Source organism: Streptosporangium sp. NPDC050855 (genome assembly GCF_044456585.1).
GTDB classification, from domain to species: Bacteria; Actinomycetota; Actinomycetes; order Streptosporangiales; family Streptosporangiaceae; genus Streptosporangium; species Streptosporangium longisporum.
On sequence record NZ_JBITFY010000003.1, the window covers coordinates 589961 to 610465 of the forward strand.

The window sequence follows — 20505 nt, forward strand, 5'->3', positions numbered from 1 at the left end:
GAACATGTCCCGTCCTGTAGTGATCTCGTCCCACCCTTCGGGCGGATTCTCGGTGTCACACCGCACGACACCGACTCGACGAAGGGAGACACGACCATGATCGACCTGATGGCCTCGCTGGAGGAGGGACCGGTCTGCGCCTGCGGCGCGGCCGTGGAGGAAGGACAGACGCTCTGCCGGAAGTGCCACGCCTCGGCACGCTGGCTGCGGCGGCAGGCCAAGCGACGTAAGGCGAGTAAGCGGCGCGGTGAGGTTCGGCGCCCGGTCGGCTACCCGCGCGGCACCGTGGAGGCGGGGGTGATCTGGACGTGAGCGCGATCCCTCTCATCGTCGCCCTGGTGCTCACGACCGTCGTGGTCGTCGGTTACACGCTCGTTCTGATCGGGATGCGCAAGGAGGACCGGTGCATGAGCCTTCGCACGGCCGCGCCGACCCGTTCGGCGGTCCTGGCGCGGCGGGTGACCGGCTGCCACGTCCGCGGATGACCGCACATACCGCCTACGGGCGGTCGTTCAGAGCAGACTCGACCCGGGCGAGCCGTTCCGACAGGTCGTGCAGGGTGGCGCGGATCTCGGTCAGCTCATCCGACGAGGCCGGCGCCGGCGCGGCGCCCTCCCGGACAAAGACGCCCTTGCCCTGCTGGCCGATCACCAGGCCCTCGTTGCGCAGGACGCCGACGGCGAGTTTCACCACGCTCAACGAGGCCTCATAGCGCTCGGCGAGCTGGGTGGTGGACGGCAGCGGGGCTCCGGGGGCCAGGGCGCCGGCGCGGATCTGCTCACGCAGATCATCGGCGATCTGCAGGTAGCCGGGCCGCCCGGTGTTCTTGACCATCCGTCCCTCTTCCGCCGTCTGCTTGCTCCTAGTTCAGCACAGACGCGCAACCAAGCCAACCATGAGAACGTTGACAACCGAGCCAACCAGGTTAACTATGTTGGCTACGTCGAATAGGAGGTCCCACACCATGCGCAACATCCCCATCCCCGTCGACACCGCCAAACTGCAGTTCGTCTGCGTCGCCGCACCCCGCCCCCGCCTGGTCAACAAGGACACCGGCGAGATCAAGACCGACAAGAGCGGCAACCCCGTCTACGAGGTCGCCATGTCGGCCATCGACGCGACCGGCCGCATCGAGCTGATCCGCGTCAACACCTCCGGCGAACCGCCCGTCACCCTCGGCATGCCCGTCCACCCCGTCGACCTGGTCGGCTTCGTCTGGGAGCAGACCCGCAACGGCGAAGTCCGCTGGGGCATCAGCTACCGCGCCGCCTCGATCCTCCCGATGGAGGTGAGCACTCTTGCGCGATGACCTGCTGCTCACATTCCTCGATGCAAGCGTGGTCCTGGCCGTCGTGGTGGCCGGACTGTGGGCCTGGCGGCGCTGGCACTACCGCTCCTTCTGGCTGGTGGCCGGCTACCCGCTCATGGCTCTTTCCGTCCGCGCCACCTGGCGCAAGGTCGCCCTCGGCTGCGGCCTGACCAAGAAGCGCCAGCGCTGGTGGTTCACCCTCACCCCCGGCGCGGTTGCCTCCACCGGCCTGGTCAAAGTCCGCCGCCGCTTCCAGCGCATCGCCGTCGACACCAAGCCGTGGATGTGGCTGCCCCTGCCCACCCGGCATGGCTGGCGCGTCACCCTCCACCTGCTGGAAGGCCAGATCCCCGAGGACTACACCAAGGCCGCCGAACGACTCGCCCACTCCTGGCGGGTCCACGCCGTCCGCGTCTCCTCACCTCGCCCCGGACGGGTCGTCCTGGCCACGACCATGCGCGATCCTCTCGTTCGGGTCGCCGACCTGCCACCCTCCTCCGAATTGCTCAAGGTCACCGTGGGACGGCTGGAGACCGGCAAGCCTTGGGAGATCGACTTTCGCACCGTGCCGCACTGGCTCAACGCCGGAGCGACCCAGTCCGGGAAATCCAACCTCGCCAACGCCCTGATCGTCGGCCTGGCCCCGCAGCCGGTGGCGCTGGTCGGCTTCGATCTCAAAGGCGGCGTGGAGTTCACCCCCTATGCCTCACGCCTGTCGGCACTGGCCACCTCCCGCGCCGAGTCGGTCGGCCTGCTCGACAACCTGGTGGGACTGATGATCGACCGGATGGGCCTGTGCCGTACGGCAGGCGCCCGCAACATCTGGCAACTCCCACCCGGCGTACGGCCGATCCCCATCGTGGTCCTGGTCGACGAGCTCGCCGAGCTGTACCTGATGGCCGACAAGAGCGAGAAAGACGAGATCGCCAAGACCTCAACCGCGCTGCTCCGCGTAGCCCAGCTCGGGCGGGCCTTCGGCATCTACTTGTTCTGCTGCGGCCAGCGCATCGGCTCCGACCTCGGCCCCGGCGTCACCGCCCTGCGCGCTCAGTGCTCGGGCCGCATCTGCCACCGGGTCAATGACCCGGAGACCGCAACCATGACCCTAGGCGACCTCGACCCCGCCGCGCTGGTCTCTGCCCGCGCGATCCCTGCCGAGACGCCCGGTGTCGCGATCGTGGCCGGCCAGGACGGCCAGTGGTACCGCGCCCGCTCCTTCTACGTCTCCGAGCAGGCCGCCGAACACGCCGCCCGCATGTACTCAGACCTCACCCCGGCCTGGGCCGACATCACCTCCGGCATCCACGACGCGGCCACGAGCGAGCTCGACCTGACCGAACTCCTCGACGCCTGAACCAACCGACCCGACCAGAAAGGGGGACACGATGCGACACCTCGCCCGCTACCTGCTCGACTCCGGGCCGGTCCTCATCCTGGCCGCCATCGCGGATGCCGGATCGTTCACCCACATCCACGACACCGCCACCCAGCACGGACAACACGGCTGGATGGCCTGGGCCGTGGCCGTCTGCGTCGACCTCACCTGCGTCATGGCCGCCCGCGAACGCCAGCGCGACGCCAAGACCGGACGCCAGCGCTCCGGACCGGTCTCCTGGCCGGCGCTCGTCCTGGCCGGCGGCGTCCTGCTGTCCCTGGCGGCCAACCTGCACCAGGCCGAAGCATCGGTATGGGGCTGGCTGGTCGCCGCCACACCCGCCGGGGCGTTCCTCATCGCGGTCTCGATGCTGGAACGCCGCGCCACCGCTCCTCGCCCCGCCCCCTCGTCCGCGGTGACGGTCACTGCCTCCACCACACCGGCCCCCACGCCTCCGATCCCCGAACTCACCCCCGCCGCCGACGCCGTCCCCGACGACTCAACTGGACCGTCCCCGGCGCTGGTCACCTTCGCCCGCCGCGTGGCCACCGAACACCACACCCAACACGGCCGACCCATCACCGCCGACACGCTTCGCGCCCGACTGGGCGTCTCCGACCAACTCGCCACCGACCTGCTCCGCAGCCTGCACACCGTCACCGAACCCGCCCAGAGACAAGGAGAACCACGATGACCGACCCCGAGCACCGACCCGTCGTGGTCAAGGGGCTGCGGGACCTGGCCGCCTACCTGGGAGTCGCCGATGTCGTCTGATGCTGGCCATGAAGCAATCGCCCTGCCCATCTGCGAGCGGGAACCGCTCTCTCCGGCCACGCCGCACCGCTGGCGCTGCCTGTGTGGCGGGGGTGGCCTCGACTCCTACGGCGACACCTGCTCCTACTGCGACGGTCTCGGCTTCTGCTGAGAGTCGTCGGCGCCCCCGGCCTGGCCGTACATCCGCCAAGACATCTGCCAGGTCGGGGGCCATCCCCTTCGCACCCCAACGAGTGAAAGGAGGTCTTCATCTTGCCCGCATCCACGGCCATCCCGCACGCGATCAGGGGCATGATCACCCGACTGCACGACCCGGACTACACCCGCTGGGCCGCCCAGGTCCGCGCAACGAACGGCTGCCGCCAGCCGATCCACCTGCGAGGTCGCGTCGACCACATCGACCGGGCCACCGGCGAACTGCTCCACCGCTACAGCACCCGCACCGAACCTGAGGGCATCCTTCGCGTCCCGTGCAAGACCCGCCGCGCCTCCCGTTGCCCGGCCTGCGCCGAGACCTACCGCGCCGACACCTACCAGCTCATCCGCGCGGGCCTGGCCGGCGGCAAGGGCGTCCCCGAAACCGTCACCGCACACCCGTGCCTGTTCATCACCCTCACCGCCCCGTCCTTCGGCACCGTGCACACCCGCCGGGAGACGAACGGCAAAGCGCTGCCCTGTCACGCCCGCCGTGACGCCCCCACCTGCCCGCACGGCCGGGTCATGTCCTGCACGGCCCGGCACCGCGCCGACGAGACCTGCCTCGGTGAACCGCTCTGCCCGGACTGCTACGACTACGAAGGCTCGGTGCTTTTCAACGCCCTGGCCCCGCAACTGTGGCGGTACTTCACCGACGCCCTGCGCCGCCGCGTCGCCAAAGCCGCCGGCCTGGCCCTGTGGGAACTGCGCGAGCAGGCCACCGTCTCCTTCGCCAAGGTCGCCGAGTACCAGCGACGTGGCGTCGTCCACTTCCACGCCGTCATTCGCCTCGACGGCCCTGACGGTCCCACCTCCCCGCCTCCGGCCTGGGCCACCACCGACACCCTGACGGACGCCGTACGGCATGCCGCCTCCGTCGTCTCTGTCACCGCTCCGGCCGTCCTCGACGCACCCGCCCGCGTGCTGCACTGGGGCGAACAGATCGACACCCGCCCGATCACCCTGGACGGCGACCTCACCGACCAGGCCGTTGCCGGCTACATCGCCAAGTACGCCACCAAGGCCGCCGAATGCGTCGGCACCCTCGATCGACGCATCAACCCCCTCGACGACCTGGCCGCCTTCAACCTCCGCGAACACCCCCGCCGCCTCATCGCCGAATGCCGGCGCCTCGGCGCCCTCGACGAACTGGCCGACCTCCGGCTGACCCAATGGGCCCACATGCTCGGCTTCCGCGGCCACTTCTCCACCCGTTCTCGCCACTACTCCACCACCCTCGGCGACATCCGCGCCGACCGCACCACCTACGCCCGCGACGAGGAGATCACCACCGGCCGGCTGCCCTCTTCGACGAGGACACCGTCCTCGTCATCGCCGAATGGGAGTACGCCGGAAAGGGGCACTCCCTCGGTGACGCACTCCTCGCCGCCGCACTCACCGGCGTCTCGGTGATCCTCCCAATGGAGGAGGCCTTATGAGCACGACCACCGACGAACGCATGTGGGATGTCCAACGGCTGTCCGACTTCCTGGGCCTACCGGTGAACACCCTCTATCAGTGGCGTTACCTCGGCAAAGGACCTAAGGGCTACAAAGTGGGTCGTCATGTGCGCTACCTGCCCGAGGAGATCTATGCATGGGTGCGTGAGCAGTCATGACCGTCTACGACCGCTGGCACAAGTCCCACCCCAAGCCAGGTGACCCGAAGTGCTCCGAGCACGGTCGAACCCCCACCATTGACCACGGCAAGGGTGAGCGCTGGCAGGTCCGCTGGCGAGACGACCGAGGCGAACAGCGGAAGAGGAACTTCACGAAACGGTCGGCCGCCGACACGTTCGACGCGAAGACCAAGAGTGATCTCTCCTCGGGCCAGTACGTAGATGCCGCCCGTGGCAAGATCAGATTCCGGGAGTTCGCCGAGCAGTGGCGGACGAGCCAGGTGCACAGGGAGTCCACCGTCACCCTGGTGGACCGTGCGCTGCGCATCCATGTCTACCCGGTACTCGGTGAGCAGACCATGGCCTCCGTCCGTCCTGGGCACGTACAGACGCTTATACGGCGATGCTCGGAGGAGCTCGCCCCCTCCACCGTGCACGTCCTGTACGGCTACGTGAGCTCGATCTTCCTGGCGGCCGTCCGGGACCGGGTCATCGGGCACTCGCCGTGCGTCGGCATCCGGTTACCTGCTCCGGAGACAAGGAAGATCACACCGCTGGATGTGCAGACCGTCATGGCACTCGCGAACGCCGTCCCTGCCCGATACCGAGCCATCGTGCTGACCGCTGTAGGGACGGGTCTACGCCCTTCCGAGATCTTCGGACTTGAAATCGGGAAGATCGACCTTCAGCGCAGGATCCTCAAGGTCGAACAGCAACTCATCACCAGCGCGGCAAAGGGCAATGAGGTCTACCTCGGGCCCCCCAAAACACCCAAGAGTCATCGCACGATCCCCCTGTCTGACAGCGTCACGACCATTCTCACAACCCATCTCGAGGAGTTCCCCGCGAAGGCAGTCGAGATCATCGATCGGACCAATCCCCGGCAACCGTTCCTGCGGGAGGCCGAGTTGGTGTTCACGACATCGCGCGGCACACCGATCAAGCGGGGAACGTGGAGCGACATCTGGCGGCTGGCGGCCGACACGGTCGGCATCCCCCAGGGAACCGGGCTGCACGTCTGCCGCCATACCTACGCCTCGGCCTTGATTCGGTACGGCGAGAGCGTCAAGACCATCCAGCACCTGCTGGGCCACAGCTCGGCTGTGACGACCTTGAACATCTATGCGCATCTGTGGCCGGACGCCGACGACCGGGCGAGAGCCGCCGTCGACTCCGTCTTCGCCGATGTGCCCTCGATGTGCCCTGAACCGGAGGCAGGACGGTGAAAGCCCTGGTCAGTCCTCCGGTCCTCGGTAAAGGCCGCGCTTGTTGATGTACTGGACGATCCCGTCGGGGACGAGGTACCAGATCGGTTCCCCCGAGGCCACCCGGGTGCGGCACTCCGAGGAGGAGATGGCCAGCGCGGGGATCTCCACCAGGCTCACCTTGCCGTGCGGCAGGCCCGGGTCGTGCAGCACGTGACCGGGCCGGGTGGCGCCCACGAAATGGGCGATGGTGAACAGCTCGTCGACGTTGTGCCAGCTCAGGATCTGGGCGAGGGCGTCGGCGCCGGTGATGAAGAACAGGTCGACGTCGGGTCCCCAGGCCTCGGAGACCTCCCTGAGGGTGTCGATGGTGAAGGTCGGGCCGGGCCGGTCGATGTCGACGCGGCTCACCGAGAAGCGCGGGTTGGAGGCGGTCGCGATGACCGTCATCAGATAGCGGTCCTCGGCGGCCGAGACGGTCCTGTCGGCCTTCTGCCACGGTTTCCCGGTCGGCACGAAGACCACCTCGTCGAGATCGAAGTGGTGGGCGACCTCACTGGCCGCGACCAGGTGACCGTGGTGGATGGGGTCGAAGGTGCCGCCCATGACCCCCAGGCGCCGCCGTGTCCCGCCGGTAGCCGCGTTCATCATGAAACGGACCATACGCGCAAGCCACACGCGGCTTTTAATCACCCCCCGCGCAGGGCAGGCGAGGCCGACGTAGCATGCCGGGCATGACCACCACCCCGGATCGCAACCGCGTGCAGCTCCCCGGCATCAGCTCACGTGCCTACGAACATCCCGCCGACAGGTCCGCGCTGGTCGCCCTCCGGTCGCTCAGCGGGTTCGACACGGTGCTCAAGCAGATGTCCGGCCTGGTCAGCGAGCGCCGCCTGCGCCTGATCTACCTCGCCTCGGCCGTACGGACCAGTGACACGCAGTTCCGAGCACTGCACGACATGGGCCGCGACGCGGCCTACACGCTCGACCTGCACCGCATTCCCGAGGTCTACGTCCAGCAGAGCCCGCTGGTGCAGGCGAAGGCGATCGGCTTCGACGACCCGTTCATCGTCGTCACGACCGGCCTCCTCGACCTGATGGACTCCGAGGAGCAGCGCTTCGCCATCGGCCACGAGACCGCCCACATCCTGTCGGGTCACGCGGTGTACCGCACCATGCTCGACATCCTCACCCGCCTGGCCACCCGGGTCGCCTGGATCCCGCTCGGCTACATCGGCCTGCGCGCGATCGTGGCCGGCCTGGAGGAGTGGCACCGCAAGTCCGAGCTCTCCGCCGACCGTGGCGGCCTGCTCTGCGGCCAGGACCCGGACGCCGCGATGCGCGCCCTGATGAAGCTCGCCGGAGGCTCGCGCCTGCACGAGATGAACGTCGAGGCCTTCCTGGACCAGGCCCGGGAGTACGACACCGCAGGCGACGTCCGCGACGGCCTGCTCAAGGTCCTCAACCTGCTGGGGACCACCCACCCGTTCGCCGTCTCCCGGGTCGCCGAGCTCGACAAGTGGAGCCGCGGCGGGGAGTACACCAGGATCGTCGGCGGCGAGTACCCTCGCCGCGCCGACGACTCCAACGCGAAGATCTCCGAGGAGATCAAGGCCGCCGCGCGTTCCTACCGGGAATCGTGGTCCCAGTCGCAGGACCCGTTCATCGGTGTCCTGCGCGACGTCGCCGAGGGTGCCGTCAACGCCGGGGAGCGCATCTTCAACCGCTTCTCCCGCCGCGATGGAAATTGACGGAGGGTGCCACCGAAGGGGTCCGGGGATCGTCACCCGGGCCCTTTTTCCTGAGCTCCCCCGCCCGCGCCGCCGCCCTGAGCACGCCCGGCGGGCAGGACCGGGGCCGGACGGAAACGCGGCCCGCCCGGCACAGGGCGCGGACGGCGAAAACGCGGCCCGCCCGGCGAACGCGCCCGGCAGGCCGGTTCACGCGACGGACCACGGCGGGACACCGAAAAAGAATTCCTTTGCCCACTGTGGTGCCGAGCATTACCCCTACCATCGTTTCTCATGAGAATTCGCATGATCATCGCTATGGCCGGGGCGGCCGCGATGCTCCTGACGGGCACGGCGCACGCCTACCCGATCAAGGACTCGACCCTGACGGAGAACTCCCTGTACGGCTCCGGCAGGCTCGCGGACTCCACCTGCACCGAACCGCCGATCAAGGACGGTTCCCGCGCCCAGGCCAAGCGGTACATCCGGGCCGTCGTCGGCTGCCTGGACACCGCGTGGGAGGGGCACCTCACGGCCGCGGGGATCTCGTTCGCCAAGCCGAAGGTCGTGTTCTTCGACAAGCTGCCGAAGAAGTACTGCGGCTACACGCTGGAGACCGAACCGGGATCGTACGCCATGTACTGCCTCCAGTCGCGAACGATCATGATCCGGCTCGGCCGGGACTGGCTCCAGGGCACCGACGACCTCTGGATGCTGCACGCCACGGGCGCGCTGTACGGAAGCCACGTGATGGGCCTGGCGGGCATCGTCACGGCGTACGAGAAGGCGCCGTACAGGAACAAGGGCGAACTGCACGAGCAGAACCGCCGCTACAGCCTGCAGAGCGACTGCCTGGGCGCCGTGTTCGTCCGGAGCGTCCAGGACTCCCTCGGCCGCGGCAGCCGGGACTGGAAGAAGCTGACGGGCGTCCTGAAGGCCAGCGGCGACCACAAGGGTGAGGACCGGACCTTCGGCAAGGGCTCGACCCGGGTGTCCTGGTCGGCCCGCGGTTACGCCGAAGCCGACCCGGGCGCCTGCAACACCTGGAGCGCCCCCTCCTCCAAGGTCTCCTAGACCTCCCGCCCCGGCCTCGGCCGTCTCACAGGGCCCGGACCCGGTTTCCCGGACCCGGGCCCTGCCCCTACACCAGCAGGGCGATCGCCTGTACGGCCGCGGAGCACAGGGCGACGAACCCGCCCAGCACGGCCAGCGCGCGGAGCCCCTCCTTGCGGAGCTCGACCAGCTCGGCCCCGATCCGTTCGATCTCCCGGCCGAGCACGCCGCCGCAGACGACACCGAACACCACCCCGGCCAGGGCGACCGGCGCGGGGACCTCCCACCAGTGCGGCGGCAGCGAGCCGCCGAAGGTCAGCCAGAGCGCCGCCCCGGCCAGGGCCGCCGCAGGCAGTCCCGGCCACACCAGGGCGGTCAGCAGCGAACCGGCGAGGACGAACGGGAAGCCCGCCACCCGCAGCGCGGCCCGGGCCCTGGCCGACCGGCGCCTCCTGACCAGCCGGTGCCCGACCCAGAGCGTCCGGGCCAGCGTGGTGAACAGGGCGGTCACGGCGAAGGTGGCCACCGGCCACAGGACCGTGGCCACGACGCACGGCACCGCGAGGACCGCCAGCAACAGCAGCGACGCGTTACCCGCGGGCAGCGGCCCCGACCCGCTTCGCGCTCCGGGCTCCCCGGCCGCCTTGTCCGGGCGGTTCCTCACCGGCCCGCGCCGCACGGTCCCGGTGCCTCCGGGGGTCCGGCGCCCGGGACGCGCGCCTTCGGCCGTGGCGGCCCGCTCGGCGCGCGCGCTCTCCGCGGCGGCGCTCCGCCCGGACCGAGAGGTCTCGGAGACCGCCCCTCGCCCGGCGCGCGGAGCGTCGGACACGGAGCCCCGGCCCGTACGCGGGGCCTCGGAGACCGATCCCCGGCCGGTACGCGCGCTCTCCGGTGCCTGGCCCCGCCCGGCGCGGGCGGTCTCACCGGTTCCGGGGGGCGGCCGGTCGCTCCCGGCGGCGTCGCCCCTGGCCCCGGCCCGTGCCCCCTGCTTCCCGGCCGCCGGCCCCGGCCTGCGGGACGCCTCCGGGGCCACCCGGACGAGACGGCCGAGACGGCCGCACAGCTGGGCCGCGGTGGGGCGCTTGGCGGGCTCGCGGTGCAGGGCCGCGCGGATCAGGGGGAGCAGCGCGGCCGGGACACCCTCCAGGTCGGCCTGCCCGTTGAGGATCGCGTACATCTGCGCCTCGACCGTGCCCCGGCCGAAGGTGGGGCGCCCGGTCGCGGCGAAGGCCACGGTGGCCGCCCAGGCGTGCACGTCGGCGGGCTCGCCCACCGGCTCGTCGGCGAACAGCTCGGGGGCGGCGTAGCCGGGGGTGCCGAGGAAGGTGCCGGTCAGCGTCAGCCGGGTGGCGTCCAGCACGTGGGCGATGCCGAAGTCGATGAGCACCGGCTCGTCGTCCTCGCCGACCAGCACGTTGGCGGGTTTGAGGTCGCGGTGGACCACCCCGGCCGCGTGGATGATCGACAGGGCGGTGGCCAGGCCGTGCGCGAGCGTGAGCAGCCCGCCGCCCTCCACGGGACCTGCGCGGCGCACCCGCTCCAGGAGGGTCTCCCCCTCGATGTACTGCATGACCAGGTAGGGACGCTCCCCCTCGAGGTCGGCGTCGACGACGCGGGCGACGTAGGGGCTCTCGACCCTGCGGAGCGCGCGGACCTCCCGCTCCAGCCGTATGCGGGCCTCGAAGTCGGCGTCGACCATGTCGTGGAGGACCTTGAGCGCGACGCTGTCGCCCCGGCGCCCGGAGGCGAGGTAGACCTCGCCCATGCCGCCGCGGCCGAGACGCTCCAGCAACGTGTAAGGACCGACCCGCCCGAGACGACCCACGTGACCTCCTGCGTCGGCCACATGGGTCAGGGACCGCTGCGCCTATCGGGTCGCTCGCTCATGCTCGCTTCCCTGCTCTCCAGCCATAGGAGACCACACCATAGCGGGCGAGAGTGATGTTTTCCCGGCGGCACGCCGGAGTTGCGGAAAGTGTCCCGTCATCGGGACGCACCCGTCCCCCGTGACGCAGGCCGCCGTACGGCCGGATCCGCGCCCCCTCCCCCACCCGGCCGGCCGGGACGGATCGTGTGAAGCGCCTCAGGGACCGTCCTGCGGCCGGCGGACCGGGTCCTCCAGCAGGCTGTCGAGACCGGCCGTGGGCTCGGCCGACAGGTCACGCCGCCTGCTCCGGCGCCAGGTGACATGGCCGCGGCTCTCCAGGACCAGCAGCACCCGATCAGCCCCAAAAAGAACAAGAGCTATAAATAGGAATGCAACTCCGATTTCCATGGAGTCCAGTCAAACCATAAGCTATGCCGATTACCCGGAGCGACACACCATAACTACGAGTAATCGCGACGGGTCGTGCGAGCCCTCACGGAGCGCCCGTCACACCATAGGGGCCGCCCTCGCCACCTGCCCGCCGAACCGGCAGGCTCGCCCACCGGCGTCCCTACGTCCCGGCGGCACCCGTGCCGCCGGGACACCACACCCGACCGGCCTGCCGGAAGGCCGGTCGTCGCGCTACCGGGAACAGGCCTCGGTCGAGGCCAGGACCGTGCCCTGCGCGGTGCGCAGCTGGCCCTCACCGGTGTAGACCCACTTGGTGGAGGTCAGCTCCGGCAGGCCCATCGGGCCGCGCGCGTGCAGCTTCTGCGTGGAGATGCCGATCTCCGCGCCGAACCCGAACTCCCCGCCGTCGGTGAACCGGGTGGAGGCGTTGACCGCCACCGCCGCGGAGTCGACCAGGGAGACGAACCTGCGCGCCGCGCCGACCGAGCGGGTCACGATCGCCTCGGTGTGCGCCGAGCCGTACCTCCTGATGTGCGCGACCGCCTCGTCCAGGGAGTCGACCACGGCGGCGGCGATGTCCAGCGAGAGGTACTCCGTCCGGAAGTCCTCCTCCCCGGCCGCCACCACGTCGCCGTAGGCCGCGATCCGGGCGTCCCCGTGCACCGTCACGCCCTCGGCGGCCAGCGCGGCCAGCGCCCGCGGCACGAAGGCGTCGGCGACGGCCGCGTGCACCAGCACCGTCTCGGCGGCGTTGCACACCGAGGGCCGCTGGACCTTGGAGTTGAGCAGGATCTGCACGGCGAGCTCGACGTCGGCGTCCGCGTCGACGTAGACGTGGCAGTTGCCCACCCCGGTCTCGATCACCGGGACCGTGGACTCCTCCACCACCGAGTTGATCAGCGACGCGCCGCCGCGCGGGATCAGCACGTCCACCAGGCCGCGGGCCCGCATGAGCTCCTTGACCGAGTCGCGGGACGTCCCCGGGACCAGCTGGACCGCCCCGGCCGGCACCTCGGTGCCCGCCAGCGCCTCCTGCATGACCCTCACCAGCACCGTGTTGGACTCGTACGCGCTGGACGAGCCGCGCAGCAGGGTGGCGTTGCCGCTTTTCAGGCAGAGCGCCGCCGCGTCCACGGTCACGTTGGGACGGCCCTCGTAGACGATGCCGATGACCCCCAGCGGGACCCGCACCTGGCGCAGCTCCAGCCCGTTGGGCAGGGTGTTGCCCCGGACCACCTCGCCCACCGGGTCGGGCAGGTCGGCCACCTGGCGGACCGCCTCGGCGATCGAGGCGATCCTGGCCTCGTCCAGGCGGAGACGGTCGATCATGTACTCGGACACGCCGTTCTCGCCCGCCCGGCGCACGTCGAGCGCGTTGGCCGCGACGATCTCTGCGGACGCGGCCACCAGCGCGTCGGCGACCACCCGGAGCGCGGCGTCCTTCGGCGCCCTCGGCAGCGGGGCCAGCTCGGCGGCGGCCTCTTTGGCCGCCAGGGCCACCTTCAGGAAGTCCTCGGACATCTTCGCGCTCCAAAAGAACTAGTTGTGGGTTTCCAGTATGACGATGTCGTCGCGGTGGATCAGCTCTCGCTCGTACTCCGGGCCCATGCTGGCCGCCAGCTCCCGGGTGGAGCGGCCGAGCAGGCCGGGGATCTCGGCCGCGTCGAAGTTGACCAGGCCGCGCGCGACCACCCGGCCGCGCGGCCCGCACAGGTCCACCGGGTCACCGGCCGCGAACTCGCCCTCGACACCGGTGACCCCGGCGGGCAGCAGCGACATGCGCCGGCCCACCACGGCCTCGACCGCGCCGGAGTCCAGGTGGAGCCGGCCCCGGCCGGTGGTGGCGTGGGCCAGCCAGAGCAGGCGGGTGCCCGGGTGACGCCCGCCCGGGTGGAAGTAGGTGCCGACGTCGGTCCCGGCCAGCGCCTGGGCCGCGTGCGCGGCCGCGGTCAGCACCACGGGGACCCCCGCGCCGGTGGCGATCGTGGCGGCCTGCACCTTGGTGACCATGCCGCCGGTGCCGACCGCTCCCCCCTTGCCGAGCTCGACCCCGACCAGATCGGCGGGCCCGCGTACGTCGGTGAGCCTGCGGGCACCCGGACGGCGGGGATCACCGTCGTAGAGGGCGTCCACGTCCGACAGCAGCACCAGCGCGTCGGCCCGGGTCAGGTGGGCGACCAGCGCGGCGAGCCGGTCGTTGTCGCCGAAGCGGATCTCGTCGGTGGCCACGGTGTCGTTCTCGTTGACCACCGGGACGATGCCCAGCTCCAGCAGCCGGGCCAGCGTGCGCTCGGCGTTGACGTGGTGCGAGCGGCGCATCATGTCGTCGGCGGTCAGCAGCACCTGGCCGACGCGCAGGCCGTACCGGGCGAAGGAGGAGGTGTAGCGGGCCACCAGCACGCCCTGACCCACCGAGGCGGCGGCCTGCTGGGTCGCCAGGTCGCGCGGGCGCGCCGACAGCCCCAGCGGGCCCAGCCCGGCCGCGATCGCCCCCGAGGAGACCAGCACGATCTGGGTTCCCGCCCCCCGCCGGGCGGCCAGCACGTCGACCAGGGCGTCCACCCGGTCGACGTCGATCATTCCCTGCGGGGTGGTGAGCGAGGACGAACCCACCTTCACGACCAGGCGTGCGGCCGTACGGATCCGTTCGCGCGCAGCGTCCACGACGGGCACCTTTCGACGACGATCACCGTCTGCGACGGTCACCGGAGAGAGCGGCACTGACAGGAGCGGCATCGGGGAGCGGTCACTGCCCGCCGAGCCGGTTGTCCGAACCGCGCGGCCCCTGGCGCACGGCCTCGGCGTTGAGCGTCGGCTGCCAGTCGAAGATGTACCCGTTCTCCATGGAACCGATGATCACCTCGGCCCCGGCCTTGGCACCGGCCTTGGTGAGCTCCTCCTCCACGCCGAGCCGCTCCAGCCGGTCGGCCAGGTACCCCACGGCCTCGTCGTTGGTGAAGTCGGTCTGGCGGATCCACCGCTCCGGCTTGACCCCGGTGACCTGGAAGGTGTCGTCGTCGATCCGGCGGACCGCGAATCCGGTGTCGCCGTGCTGCCTGGGCCTGATCACCAGGCGGGTCGGCTCGGGCACCGGCGCGGCGGCCCTGGCCGCGGCGACCATCTCGCCCATGGCGTAGGTCAGCTCCTTGAGGCCCTCGTGGGTGGCCGCGGAGATCGAGAAGACCCGCAGGCCGCGCTCGACGAGCATCGGCGTGACGATCTCGGCCAGCTCCCTGGCGTCGGGCACGTCGGACTTGTTGAGCACCGCCAGCCGCGGCCGGTCCTCCAGCTTCCCGTACGCGGCCAGCTCGGCCTCGATCACCTCGTAGTCGCTGATCGGGTCGCGGCCCGGCTCCATGGTGGCGCAGTCGATCACGTGCACGAGCGTGTTGCACCGCTCGACGTGGCGCAGGAACTCGTGGCCCAGCCCCTTGCCCTGCGAGGCCCCGGGGATCAGGCCGGGCACGTCGGCGACGGTGAAGATCGTGTCGCCCGCGGTGACCACCCCGAGGTTGGGCACCAGCGTGGTGAACGGGTAGTCGGCGATCTTGGGGCGGGCCGCGGAGAGCGCGGCGATCAGGGAGGACTTGCCCGCGCTGGGGAAGCCGACCAGCGCCACGTCGGCGACGCTCTTCATCTCCAGCATCACGTCGAGCTCGTCGCCGGGCTCGCCCAGCAGCGCGAAGCCGGGGGCCTTGCGCTTGGCCGAGGCCAGCGCGGCGTTGCCGAGCCCGCCGTGGCCGCCCTCGGCGATCACGTAGCGGGTGCCCACCCCGATGAGGTCGATCAGCACCTCGCCGGTGGTGGCGTCCTTGACCACGGTGCCGTCCGGCACCGGGATGATGATGTCGGCGCCGTTGGCGCCGTCGCGGTTGGAGCCACCCCCCTGCTTGCCGTTCTCGGCCTTGCGGTGCGGGCGGTGGTGGTACTCCAGGAGCGTCGCGGTGTTGGCGGCGACCTCCAGGATCACGTTGCCGCCCCGGCCGCCGTTGCCTCCGTCCGGCCCTCCCAGGGGCTTGAACTTCTCCCGATGCACAGAGGCACAGCCGTTCCCCCCGTCACCGGCCTTGATGTGCAGGACCACCTGGTCCACAAAGTCCGGCATGCTGTTTTCTACCCCTATCTACGGCAATTTCCTGAAAACGCGAACAGGGGCGGACCGCTGTATGCGATCCACCCCTGCCGTGAACGTCTTTCGGCGCGAATCTACTCCGCGGCCGGAACGGTGACCGGAACGATGCTCACCGCGCGGCGTCCGCGCTTGACGCCGAACAGCACGTGGCCCGCGGCCAGTGCGAACAGCGTGTCGTCACTGCCACGGCCGACGTTGTCGCCGGGGTGGAAGTGGGTGCCGCGCTGACGGACGATGATCTCGCCGGCGTTGACCAGCTGACCGCCGAAGCGCTTCACACCGAGTCGCTGGGCGTTGGAGTCGCGGCCGTTCCGAGTGGACGACGCGCCCTTCTTGTGTGCCATCTCGCAAAACTCCCGAAACTCAGGCCTGGTCGATGCCGGTGATCTTCACCTGGGTGTACCGCTGGCGGTGACCCTGGCGCTTCTTGTACCCCGACTTGTTCTTGTACTTCAGGATCCGGATCTTCGGACCCTTGGTCTCACCGATGATCTCGGCGGCGACCGTGAACTTGCCCGCCTCGGTGGTCACGTCGCCGTCGTTGACGACGAGGACCGTCGGCAGCGAAACCGTGGAACCGACCTCGCCGGCGACCTTGTCCACCTCAAGGACGTCACCGACGGAGACCTTCTGCTGCCTGCCGCCGCAACGAACGATCGCGTACACCGCGGAACCCTTCTTTGACTGCTTGCTCGCTGGATGCTGCGCCCCGCATCCGGCTGTGGTCGTTGATGACGTACCGGGTAGGCGCGCGAACAGGGCGCGCCATGAGCGCACCGGTTCACCAGAGTACCGGATTCACGGTGTCCTGGTCGAACCGGGCGGAACGTCGGGGGTGCCGGCCTCAGGTCCCGTCCCGCGGGATCCCCGCCCGCGACGACCGGCCCGGCGACGCCCTCCGGGGTGGTGCGGAAGCCCGTGACATGTCACGAACCCCTCACCGCCCCGCGGGAACCACCTGGCCGGACCTCGTCGCGGCGAGATCTCCGGACGGGACCTACTCGGCCGGCCTGGCCTTGCGGGAGCGTCTCCGCCCCCGGCCAGAAGCCTGCGCTGCCTGACCGTCCTCGTTCTGGACGCCGTCAAGCGCATCGGTCACCGTATCACGGCCCGACTGGTCACCGGCCGCCACCGCGTGGTTACCGTCCTTGCCGAGCTTCTCGGACACGGCCTTCTCGACCGCCATCTTGCCCTGGGTGCCGCGCGGCTCGGGCTTGGCCTCGACCGGCTCGGTCGAGACGTGCAGGCCGCGGCCGTTGCAGCATTCGCAGACGGTGGAGAACGCCTCCAGCAGGCCCTGGCCGACCCGCTTGCGCGTCATCTGCACCAGGCCCAGCGAGGTGACCTCGGCGACCTGGTGCTTGGTACGGTCGCGGGCCAGGCACTCCAGCAGCCGCCGCAGCACCAGGTCCCGGTTGTTCTCCAGCACCATGTCGATGAAGTCGATCACGATGATGCCGCCGATGTCACGGAGCCGGAGCTGGCGGACGATCTCCTCGGCCGCCTCCAGGTTGTTGCGGGTGACCGTCTCCTCCAGGTTGCCGCCCTGGCCGGTGAACTTGCCGGTGTTGACGTCGACCACCGTCATGGCCTCGGTCCGGTCGATCACCAGCGAGCCGCCGCTGGGCAGCCAGACCTTGCGCTCCATCGCCTTGGCGATCTGCTCGTCGATCCGGTAGGCCGCGAAGACGTCGCCGCTCTCCTCCCACCGGCTGAGCCGGTCGGCCAGGTGCGGGGCGACGTAGCGGACGTACTCGTCGACGGTCTCCCAGACGTCCTCACCGGCCACGACCAGCGAGGCGAAGTCCTCGTTGAACACGTCGCGGACCACCCGGACGGTCAGGTCCGGCTCGGAGGAGAGCAGCTCCGGCGCGCTGGCCGACTTGGCCTTGCGCTGGATGTTCTCCCACTGCGCCGAGAGCCTGGCCACGTCGCGGGCGAGCTCCTCCTCGGAGGCGCCCTCGGCGGCCGTGCGGACGATGACGCCCGCGTTCTCCGGCATGACCTTCTTCAGGATGCTCTTGAGGCGGGTGCGCTCCTTGTCGGGGAGCTTGCGGCTGATCCCGGTCATCGAGCCGTCGGGCACGTAGACCAGGTAGCGTCCCGGCAGGCTGATCTGGCTGGTCAGCCGGGCGCCCTTGTGCCCCATGGGGTCCTTGGTGACCTGCACCAGCACCGACTGGCCCGACTTCAGCGCCACCTCGATCCGCTTGGGCTGGCCCTCCAGCCCCGCGGTGTCGAAGTTCACCTCTCCGGCGTACAGGACCGCGTTGCGGCCCTTGCCGATGTCGACGAACGCCGCCTCCATGCTCGGCAGCACGTTCTGCACCTTGCCGAGGTAGACGTTGCCCACGTACGACTGGCTCGCCTCGCGGTTGACGTAGTGCTCGACGAGGACGTTGTCCTCCAGCACCGCGATCTGGGTGCGGCCACCGGTACGGCGGACCACCATCATCCGCTCGACCGACTCCCGGCGGGCCAGGAACTCCGACTCGGTGATGATCGGCGGACGCCTGCGGCCCAGCTCGCGCCCCTCGCGGCGGCGCTGCTTCTTGGCCTCCAGGCGGGTGGAGCCGCGCACGCTCTGCACCTCGTCCACCGAGGTGCTGCGCCCGGCGCGGGGGGCGCGGATGCGCACCACCGTGTTGGGCGGGTCGTCCGGCACCTCGGCGACCTCGTCGGTGCCCCTGCGGCGCCTGCGACGGCGCCGGCGCGAGCTGCCGCTCTCGTTCTCGTCGTCGGCGTCGGCCTCGGAGCGGTCCTCGTCGGCCTGCTCGGCCTCGGTCTCCTCGCCCTCGTCCAGGTCGCGCGTCTTGCCGCGGCCCCGGCCGCCCCTGCGGCGCCTGCGGCGGCGGCCGCCGGCGTCGTCGTCGCCCTCGTCCAGGTCGTCGTCCTCGGGCTCCTCGGCGCTCTCGGCCACGGCCTCGGCGGGCTCGACCGGCGGCGCGGGCGGCTGGACGGGTGCGGGACGCGCGGGGGCCTGCGCGGCGAGCTGCGGGTCAGGGGCCTGGAACAGCGGCTGGAACACCGCGGCGGGCGCCTGGAAGGTCACCGAGGGCACCTCGGAACGTTCCTGGGAGGTCAGCCCGAAGGGGTTCGCGAACAAGCCGGGCCTGGGCTCCTCGATGACGTCCTCACCGTCGGGCTCGTCGTCGAACGGCTCCTCGACGGGCAGCTCCAGCAGCAGCGCCGCCTCGTCCTCCTCGGCCTCGGCGGGGGTCACGTCCTCGTCCCGCGCCGTCACCGGCTCCGGGGTCGGCTCGGCGACCGGCTCGGCGACCGGCTCGGCGGTCGTGGGGGCCGGCTCGGAGAAGGCGGGCTCGGAGAAGGCGGGCTCGGCCGCGGCCTCCTGCACGACGGCCTTCTTGCGCGAGCGGGTACGACGGGCCGGCGCGGCGGGCGGCTGCTCGTCCTGCGCCTGCTCGACGGACGGCTCGGGAGCGGCCACGACCGGCGTCAGGGACTCGGCGGGGCCCGTGGGCCCGGCGATCACCGGATCGACGTCCTGAACGGGCTCGGCGACCGGCTCGGCCGTCTTCTTGGCGCGGCTGCGGCGCGTGGTGGTGGTCGTGCCGTCGGCCGCGGCGGCCCTGCGCCTGGTGGCGCGCTTGGGCGCCTCCGGGGCCACGGGCTCCACGGGCTCCGCGGGCTCCGTGCCCTCGGCGGACCCGGCGGGGTCGCCGTCCACCGGCCGGGCGGTCACCGGCCCGGACGCCTCGGCCCCCGATGAAGGCGGCTCGGCTGCGGGCGCGAAGGCCCCGGCCACCGGTGGTGCGGTGGTCCGTGCCGCGGGGGTCGGCTCCGGCTCCTCCGGCGGAGGTCCCGCGGGCCGGCTCGCGGCCCTGCGGCGGACCGGCCGCGGCTGATCTGTCGTGGTGTTCCCGCCGGGGCCGCTGGCCCCGGTCTCGGGCTCGTTCTCGAGCATGCGGACGCTCTCCCGTTCAGCTCCCGGGCACGTCTCCGCGCCGCGCGGGAGCTCTCGTCTCTCACTGTCCGCCAGGCCAGGGGCCCGGCGCCAAGTCCTATGTGTCGCCGCCGACGTGCCTGCCCACCGGGTCCGCTTCGCCGCCGCGCGTGGTGTCGCGGTCCAGGCCGAGCGGGTCGGCGGGCTCACCGGTGTGCACGTCGAGCGGGCCCTGCGCCAGCCTGGTCACCTCGGGGGGCACCGGCGGCGCGAAGTCAGCCACAAGACGCAGTCCAGTGAGAACGTCGTCGGGTCGTACGGCAGGAGTTGCGTGCCGTACAACCATGCGAAGTATGACACATGGCTGACCGGACGCCTGACCTGCTGTTGTCTCATTTCCCTCAAATACCGCAAGGCTCAGCACGGCCTCGCGGGCGTCGAAGCGTCGTATCCCCTTCTTGGTAAGGCGTTCGACCTCGACCTGATCGGCGGAGAGGAATTTCCCGACCGCCACCTCCGCGAGAGCGGGATCGGCTCCCGGCAGCCGCAGTTCCCACGCCGAGCACTCCATCCGGTCGGCCAGGCTCGTGTTCCCCGCCTCGACGACGTCGAGCACGTCGAGACCGTCGGGCAGCGAGGTGTCCAGGGCGATCCTGAGCCGCTCGGGGTCGCACTCGCGCGTGACGCTGATCTCCAGGTACTCGGCCTCGCTGGCGACACCGGTGGGGGCGGCCCCTCCCACGTAGGAGATCTTCGGATGGGGTGAGAAACCCGCGCTGAACGCCACCGGGACGTCGGCCCGCCGGACGGCTCGTTCGAGCGCCCTGGAGATGTCGCGGTGGCTGGTGAAACGCAGGCGGCCACGCTTGGCGTAGCGCACTCGAAGGCGCTGCACCACGGGCGCGGGCGGCGGCCCGTCGGGAGCTGGTTTC

22 protein-coding genes are annotated in these 20505 nt (G+C 70.9%); 11 read left to right on the top strand and 11 right to left on the bottom strand.

Annotation, left to right across the window (positions count from 1 at the left end; all coding sequences use genetic code 11):
* Positions 1–96 precede the first annotated feature (96 nt).
* Both ACIBCT_RS10605 and ACIBCT_RS10610 read left to right on the top strand, forming a co-directional pair.
* Positions 97–312, top strand: a complete 216-nt coding sequence (locus ACIBCT_RS10605) for a hypothetical protein (protein WP_399187132.1) — start codon at positions 97–99, stop codon at positions 310–312.
* Positions 309–485 carry a hypothetical protein gene (locus ACIBCT_RS10610; protein WP_399187133.1) on the top strand — a complete coding sequence of 59 codons (177 nt, stop codon included), beginning with the start codon at positions 309–311 and terminating at the stop codon, positions 483–485. Before ACIBCT_RS10605 ends, ACIBCT_RS10610 begins: the two co-directional genes overlap by 4 nt.
* Positions 486–498: 13 nt before the next feature.
* Here ACIBCT_RS10610 and ACIBCT_RS10615 read toward each other — a convergent pair whose 3' ends face one another.
* Positions 499–834, bottom strand: coding sequence for a winged helix-turn-helix domain-containing protein (locus ACIBCT_RS10615; protein ID WP_399187134.1), 336 nt, complete (start codon positions 832–834; stop codon positions 499–501).
* A gap of 130 nt (positions 835–964) precedes the next feature.
* Here ACIBCT_RS10615 and ACIBCT_RS10620 point away from each other — a divergent pair, with 130 nt between their 5' ends.
* The 7 genes from ACIBCT_RS10620 (at position 965) to ACIBCT_RS10650 (ending at position 6497) form a co-directional block, all read left to right on the top strand.
* Positions 965–1309, top strand: a complete 345-nt coding sequence (locus ACIBCT_RS10620; RefSeq protein ID WP_362806054.1) for a hypothetical protein — start codon at positions 965–967, stop codon at positions 1307–1309.
* The gene (locus ACIBCT_RS10625; RefSeq protein WP_399187135.1) at positions 1299–2663 is read left to right on the top strand and encodes an FtsK/SpoIIIE domain-containing protein; all 1365 of its coding nucleotides are present in this window, start codon (positions 1299–1301) and stop codon (positions 2661–2663) included. The genes ACIBCT_RS10620 and ACIBCT_RS10625 overlap by 11 nt, the downstream gene beginning before the upstream one ends.
* A 31-nt stretch (positions 2664–2694) precedes the next feature.
* Positions 2695–3378 carry a DUF2637 domain-containing protein gene (locus ACIBCT_RS10630; RefSeq protein ID WP_399187136.1) on the top strand — a complete coding sequence of 228 codons (684 nt, stop codon included), beginning with the start codon at positions 2695–2697 and terminating at the stop codon, positions 3376–3378.
* 69 nt (positions 3379–3447) lie between these two features.
* Positions 3448–3609 (top strand): hypothetical protein, encoded by a 162-nt coding sequence (locus ACIBCT_RS10635; RefSeq protein ID WP_399187137.1) that lies wholly within the window; start codon positions 3448–3450, stop codon positions 3607–3609.
* A 101-nt stretch (positions 3610–3710) separates the two neighbouring features.
* The gene (locus tag ACIBCT_RS10640; RefSeq protein WP_399187138.1) at positions 3711–5066 is read left to right on the top strand and encodes a replication initiator; all 1356 of its coding nucleotides are present in this window, start codon (positions 3711–3713) and stop codon (positions 5064–5066) included.
* 22 nt (positions 5067–5088) lie between these two features.
* Positions 5089–5271, top strand: coding sequence for a helix-turn-helix transcriptional regulator (locus ACIBCT_RS10645; protein ID WP_399187139.1), 183 nt, complete (start codon positions 5089–5091; stop codon positions 5269–5271).
* Positions 5268–6497 carry a tyrosine-type recombinase/integrase gene (locus tag ACIBCT_RS10650; RefSeq protein ID WP_399187140.1) on the top strand — a complete coding sequence of 410 codons (1230 nt, stop codon included), beginning with the start codon at positions 5268–5270 and terminating at the stop codon, positions 6495–6497. The genes ACIBCT_RS10645 and ACIBCT_RS10650 overlap by 4 nt, the downstream gene beginning before the upstream one ends.
* 9 nt (positions 6498–6506) lie before the next feature.
* Here the strand turns inward: ACIBCT_RS10650 and nadD are convergent, their stop codons facing one another.
* Positions 6507–7127, bottom strand: coding sequence for a nicotinate-nucleotide adenylyltransferase (nadD, locus tag ACIBCT_RS10655; protein ID WP_399187141.1), 621 nt, complete (start codon positions 7125–7127; stop codon positions 6507–6509).
* 74 nt (positions 7128–7201) lie between these two features.
* Here nadD and ACIBCT_RS10660 point away from each other — a divergent pair, with 74 nt between their 5' ends.
* Positions 7202–8227 carry a M48 family metallopeptidase gene (locus ACIBCT_RS10660; protein ID WP_399187142.1) on the top strand — a complete coding sequence of 342 codons (1026 nt, stop codon included), beginning with the start codon at positions 7202–7204 and terminating at the stop codon, positions 8225–8227.
* Positions 8228–8500: 273 nt separating this feature from the next.
* The gene (locus ACIBCT_RS10665; protein WP_399187143.1) at positions 8501–9280 is read left to right on the top strand and encodes a neutral zinc metallopeptidase; all 780 of its coding nucleotides are present in this window, start codon (positions 8501–8503) and stop codon (positions 9278–9280) included.
* A 67-nt stretch (positions 9281–9347) separates the two neighbouring features.
* On the opposite strand, the gene ACIBCT_RS10670 is transcribed toward ACIBCT_RS10665, so the two are convergent.
* From ACIBCT_RS10670 to ACIBCT_RS10710, 9 genes are all read right to left on the bottom strand, one after another.
* Complete coding sequence (locus ACIBCT_RS10670) at positions 9348–11084, bottom strand: serine/threonine-protein kinase (protein ID WP_399187144.1); 1737 nt, start codon at positions 11082–11084, stop codon at positions 9348–9350.
* Positions 11085–11342: 258 nt separating this feature from the next.
* Positions 11343–11477 carry a hypothetical protein gene (locus ACIBCT_RS10675; RefSeq protein ID WP_399187145.1) on the bottom strand — a complete coding sequence of 45 codons (135 nt, stop codon included), beginning with the start codon at positions 11475–11477 and terminating at the stop codon, positions 11343–11345.
* Between the two features lie 291 nt (positions 11478–11768).
* Positions 11769–13058, bottom strand: coding sequence for a glutamate-5-semialdehyde dehydrogenase (locus ACIBCT_RS10680; RefSeq protein WP_399187146.1), 1290 nt, complete (start codon positions 13056–13058; stop codon positions 11769–11771).
* A gap of 18 nt (positions 13059–13076) precedes the next feature.
* The gene (gene proB / locus ACIBCT_RS10685; RefSeq protein ID WP_344895813.1) at positions 13077–14201 is read right to left on the bottom strand and encodes a glutamate 5-kinase; all 1125 of its coding nucleotides are present in this window, start codon (positions 14199–14201) and stop codon (positions 13077–13079) included.
* Positions 14202–14283: 82 nt separating this feature from the next.
* Positions 14284–15642, bottom strand: coding sequence for a GTPase ObgE (gene obgE / locus ACIBCT_RS10690; RefSeq protein ID WP_399187148.1), 1359 nt, complete (start codon positions 15640–15642; stop codon positions 14284–14286).
* A 101-nt stretch (positions 15643–15743) separates the two neighbouring features.
* Positions 15744–16013, bottom strand: coding sequence for a 50S ribosomal protein L27 (gene rpmA / locus ACIBCT_RS10695; protein ID WP_344895807.1), 270 nt, complete (start codon positions 16011–16013; stop codon positions 15744–15746).
* A gap of 19 nt (positions 16014–16032) precedes the next feature.
* Positions 16033–16335 (bottom strand): 50S ribosomal protein L21, encoded by a 303-nt coding sequence (rplU, locus tag ACIBCT_RS10700; RefSeq protein ID WP_399187149.1) that lies wholly within the window; start codon positions 16333–16335, stop codon positions 16033–16035.
* 331 nt (positions 16336–16666) lie between these two features.
* Positions 16667–19594 carry an Rne/Rng family ribonuclease gene (locus ACIBCT_RS10705; protein WP_399187150.1) on the bottom strand — a complete coding sequence of 976 codons (2928 nt, stop codon included), beginning with the start codon at positions 19592–19594 and terminating at the stop codon, positions 16667–16669.
* A 97-nt stretch (positions 19595–19691) separates the two neighbouring features.
* Positions 19692–20471, bottom strand: a complete 780-nt coding sequence (locus tag ACIBCT_RS10710; RefSeq protein WP_399187151.1) for a TIGR03936 family radical SAM-associated protein — start codon at positions 20469–20471, stop codon at positions 19692–19694.
* Positions 20472–20505 lie beyond the last annotated feature (34 nt).

Coding starts and splice junctions, on each gene's coding strand:
- ACIBCT_RS10660 (WP_399187142.1), top strand. CDS start 7,202: ATGCCGGGCATGACCACCACCCCGGATCGCAACCGCGTGCAGCTCCCC.
- nadD (WP_399187141.1), bottom strand. CDS start 7,127: ATGATGAACGCGGCTACCGGCGGGACACGGCGGCGCCTGGGGGTCATG.
- ACIBCT_RS10630 (WP_399187136.1), top strand. CDS start 2,695: ATGCGACACCTCGCCCGCTACCTGCTCGACTCCGGGCCGGTCCTCATC.
- ACIBCT_RS10615 (WP_399187134.1), bottom strand. CDS start 834: ATGGTCAAGAACACCGGGCGGCCCGGCTACCTGCAGATCGCCGATGAT.
- ACIBCT_RS10605 (WP_399187132.1), top strand. CDS start 97: ATGATCGACCTGATGGCCTCGCTGGAGGAGGGACCGGTCTGCGCCTGC.
- obgE (WP_399187148.1), bottom strand. CDS start 15,642: ATGCCGGACTTTGTGGACCAGGTGGTCCTGCACATCAAGGCCGGTGAC.
- rpmA (WP_344895807.1), bottom strand. CDS start 16,013: ATGGCACACAAGAAGGGCGCGTCGTCCACTCGGAACGGCCGCGACTCC.
- ACIBCT_RS10705 (WP_399187150.1), bottom strand. CDS start 19,594: ATGCTCGAGAACGAGCCCGAGACCGGGGCCAGCGGCCCCGGCGGGAAC.
- ACIBCT_RS10650 (WP_399187140.1), top strand. CDS start 5,268: ATGACCGTCTACGACCGCTGGCACAAGTCCCACCCCAAGCCAGGTGAC.
- ACIBCT_RS10665 (WP_399187143.1), top strand. CDS start 8,501: ATGAGAATTCGCATGATCATCGCTATGGCCGGGGCGGCCGCGATGCTC.
- ACIBCT_RS10635 (WP_399187137.1), top strand. CDS start 3,448: ATGTCGTCTGATGCTGGCCATGAAGCAATCGCCCTGCCCATCTGCGAG.
- ACIBCT_RS10620 (WP_362806054.1), top strand. CDS start 965: ATGCGCAACATCCCCATCCCCGTCGACACCGCCAAACTGCAGTTCGTC.
- ACIBCT_RS10680 (WP_399187146.1), bottom strand. CDS start 13,058: ATGTCCGAGGACTTCCTGAAGGTGGCCCTGGCGGCCAAAGAGGCCGCC.
- ACIBCT_RS10645 (WP_399187139.1), top strand. CDS start 5,089: ATGAGCACGACCACCGACGAACGCATGTGGGATGTCCAACGGCTGTCC.